Source organism: Trichlorobacter sp., from assembly GCF_030247655.1.
GTDB lineage: Bacteria > Desulfobacterota > Desulfuromonadia > Geobacterales > Pseudopelobacteraceae > Trichlorobacter.
Genome location: NZ_JAOTRZ010000255.1, coordinates 1 through 3,924, shown reverse-complemented (window position 1 = coordinate 3,924; position 3,924 = coordinate 1). Strand labels below are relative to the sequence as shown.

The following is a 3,924-nucleotide window of genomic DNA, read 5'->3' as shown; positions in this document are numbered from 1 at the left end:
GGGGCCGGTGAGGTATATCAGGATGCCGGCGTGATCATTCGCACCATTCGTGATTACTTCTCTGATGATGTCGATGAAGTCTTGGTTGATGATAAGGCTGCTTGTCAGCAGGCAATTGATTTCTTTAAAGAGATCATGCCCGGTTGTGAGCGACTGGTTAAGCTGCATAAGGAAAAACGCCCGATTTTTTCAAAATATCAGCTGGAAGAACAGATTGATCAACTCTATGAAAAGCGCGTTCCTTTACCTTCCGGTGGTTCACTGGTTATTGAGCCGACCGAGGCGCTGGTCTCTATCGATGTTAACTCTGGCAAATCCAGTGGAGAAAAAGGTGTTGAGGATACTGCTTTTAAAACTAACCTTGAGGCAGCTGCAGAGGTCGCACGGCAACTGCGTTTACGTGATTTAGGTGGTTTAGTGGTAATTGACTTCATTGATATGCGTGATAACAAGCATAATAAGGAAGTCGAGCGAACCTTGAAAGACGCTTTAAAGATAGATAAGGCCCGAGTAAATCTGGGGAGGATATCTCAATTTGGCATGATGGAAATGTCACGCCAGAGGATTGCAAAAAATATTAATGACGCTATTCACCTGGAATGCCCACATTGTGAAGGACGTGGTCGGGTCAAATCGGTGGAGGCGATGGCAGTATCATTCTTGCGCAAGGTGCATGCGGCTGCAGCCAAAGGGCAGATTGCTGAGGTTCGTGGTGGATTGCCACTCGAAGTAGCCTATTTTTTACTGAATCGCAAAAAACGTGAATTGGCTCAGATTGAGAATGACTATGAAATTGTTGTTACCATTAAGGGTAAACCATCGTTCCTGTTGAATCAGCTGGAACTTGAAACAGTTCGTAAGGAAAAACTGCGCGATGATCTGCCAGAACTTGAGCTGCCACATCAGTCTGCGCCAGTTGATATTGTTGACTCTGTAACGATAACGGAAGTGCCGGAGCTCGAGGCAGTAACTGAGGCAGTGGCAAAAAAACGCCGTAAGCGTAAGCGCAAGAAAAAAAGTGCTGATCGCCCTGCTGATCTTGCAACTGCTGAGCAGCCGGATGATGTCTTGGGCTCCTCAGTAATTGAGGAGTCTGTGGCTGTGACCGGTGAAGATGTCGTTTTTGGACAGCCTGCTGAGCCCCAGGAGCCGGTAGCTAAAAAACGCCGTCGATCCCGCTCTAGAAGAAAACCGGCTGTGGTTAACGATGGCGAAACTGAGTCTGGTGGCCAGGATACTGCAGATGCCGGTAGTCCGCAGGTTCCAGTGCCTGTCGACGTCTCTGATGGCGACGCGCCAGTGCTTCCAGTAAAGGCTTCACGCCCCAAGCGGACTGCTAAAAAAGTGGCGACAGTTGTTATTGAAACTAACATTGGGGAAGACCAGCCTGTTCCGCCTGCTGATCCTGTTGTGGTAAAGCCTGCTGCAAGAGCACGTAAGTCGCCTGCCCGCAAGAAGACAGCAGCACCAGAACCGGTCGCAGATGAGGGTGTGTCAATAGAGCCTGCAACAGCTCCAAAAGCCCGTAAGCGCTCTGCTTCTCGCTCAAAAAAGAATGCCTCGATTGTCGCTGACGAGGGCAAAGAATAGCTTGACGCTGGTAGTACTCTGAGCTACTTTCTTCCGTTACACCCGTTGTGCGGAATGAGTCTGAAAGGTGAGTTTAGTCAATGGAAGAATTAAGTGAGTTGTTGCTGCAACGCCGTAGAAAAGTTAATGATCTTTGGGCTGCCGGGATCAATCCCTACCCCAATGATTTTAAACCACAACATACCTCTGCTGATGTCGTTGCAGCCTATGGTTCCATAGAGCAGATTGATGCCTCTGATGCTGAGTTTGTGCTGGCCGGACGCATTATTGCCCGCCGTTCATTTGGCAAGGCCGCCTTTATTCAGTTGCAGGACCGTAAAGGCCGGATACAGGTCTACGTTCGTAAGGATGATCTGGGTGAAGAGGTCTTTGCACAGTTTGAATCCTTTGATATCGGTGACATTATCGGGGTTACAGGGTTTCCGTTCCGCACCAAGACCGGTGAACTTTCCGTTCATACACGTGCTATCCGACTTCTGGTTAAATCCCTTTTGCCATTGCCGGAGAAGTTTCATGGCCTGACCGATGTGGAAACTCGTTATCGTCAGCGCTATGTTGATCTGATCGTCAATCCAGAGGTGAGAGAGTTGTTTGTCAAGCGTTCCAGGATTGTAAACCTGATCCGCAGCTTTATGACCTCCCGTGACTTTCTTGAAGTTGAAACACCGATGATGCACCAGATTCCCGGTGGTGCCACGGCCCGTCCCTTTGTCACCCATCATAATGCACTTGATATGGAGCTGTACCTCCGTATTGCGCCGGAGTTGTACCTGAAGCGACTGGTGGTCGGTGGTTTTGAGCGCGTCTTTGAGATCAATCGAAACTTCAGAAATGAAGGAATCTCGGTTCGTCACAATCCTGAGTTCACCATGATGGAGTTCTATCAGGCCTATGCCACCTTTGAAGACCTGATGGATTTTACCGAAGAGCTGTTCTGTCATGTAGCTGAGCAGGTGTTGGGTGCCCTGGATTTTGTCTGTCAAGGACACAACATTAGCTTTCAGCGCCCATGGCGGCGCCTGACGGTGAAAGAAGCGATCCTTGAATATGGTGATATAGATGCCAAAAAACTTGATGACCGTGATCTGGCATTGGCCTATGCTCGGAGTATCGGTCTTGGTCTGACTGATGACATTAGTTATGGCAAGCTGATTATGGAAATATTTGAAGAGGTGGCTGAACACAAGCTGATCCAGCCTACCTTTGTAACCGCCTATCCCACCGAGGTATCACCGCTGTCCCGTAAAAATGACCACGAACCTGCTATTGTTGATCGCTTTGAGTTGATGATTGGCGGGCGCGAAATTGCCAACGCATTTTCCGAGCTGAATGACCCGGTTGATCAGAAGGAGCGCTTTCTTGCCCAGGTGGCTGAGAAGGACAAGGGGGACGAAGAGGCGCACTACATGGATGAAGACTATGTGCGTGCCCTGGAGTACGGCCTGCCACCAACAGCTGGCGAGGGGATCGGTATTGACCGTCTGGTGATGCTGCTTACCGATGCCGCCTCGATTCGGGATGTCATCCTGTTTCCCCAACTTCGTAAAGAGGCAAAATAACCGTTGGCACTGCCATTTGAACTTACAATAGGATTGCGCTATCTGAAGGCAAAGCGTAAATCCACGTTTATATCAATAATTACCTTTATCTCCACTGCCGGTGTGACCCTGGGGGTTATGGCGCTGATTATCGTGCTTGCGGTTATGACCGGTTTTGAGCGGGATCTGAAGGAAAAAATACTGGGAACCAATGCCCATCTGGTGGTGATCCGTAGCGGCGCTCCGATGGAAAACTATCAGGCAACAATGGAGCGCCTGACCCGTTTGCCCGGTGTCCAGGCAGCAACTCCGTTTATTTACAATCAGGTTATGCTGTCAACCGGACGGAATGTCTCCGGGGTCGTATTGCGTGGTATTGACCCGACATCTGACAAGAAAGTGACCCGCCTTTCCCGTGCCATTGTTCGTGGAGCAATGGATACACTTGAGCCGCTTGAAAACGGTTCTCCAGAACCGGGCCTGCTGATCGGTGGTGAACTTGCAAAACACCTTAATCTGACTTTAGGGGACCGGGTAAATGTCGTCTCTCCCACCGGCACGATCACTCCATTAGGGATGATGCCAAAGCTGAAGCCGTTTCGGGTGACCGGCATTTTTAACACCGGTATGTTTGAATATGACTCAACCCTGGCCTATGTCAGTATCAATCAGGCTCAGAAATTCTTTGATCTTGGGGACACTGTAACCGGCATTCAGCTTAAGGTTGCAGATGTCTATGCCACCACGGAATTGGCAAAAAAAATCAATTATGAGTTTGGTCCAGAGCTGTATGCCC

At 49.4% G+C, this 3,924-nt stretch carries 3 protein-coding genes; all 3 read left to right on the top strand.

The features are described from left to right. A partial coding sequence (locus OEL57_RS15080) for a ribonuclease E/G (protein ID WP_300741588.1) occupies window positions 1-1,590 on the top strand: 1,590 nt, incomplete at its 5' end. An 80-nt stretch (window positions 1,591-1,670) separates the two neighbouring features. Further along, entirely contained in the window at window positions 1,671-3,149 is a 1,479-nt protein-coding gene (gene lysS, locus OEL57_RS15075; protein ID WP_300741586.1) for a lysine--tRNA ligase, read from the top strand. Between the two features lie 9 nt (window positions 3,150-3,158). Continuing rightward, a partial coding sequence (locus OEL57_RS15070) for an ABC transporter permease (RefSeq protein ID WP_307726563.1) occupies window positions 3,159-3,924 on the top strand: 766 nt, incomplete at its 3' end.

Excerpts from the sequence above, each read along its gene's own strand:
- lysS (WP_300741586.1), top strand. The coding sequence starts at position 1,671 with ATGGAAGAATTAAGTGAGTTGTTGCTGCAACGCCGTAGAAAAGTTAAT.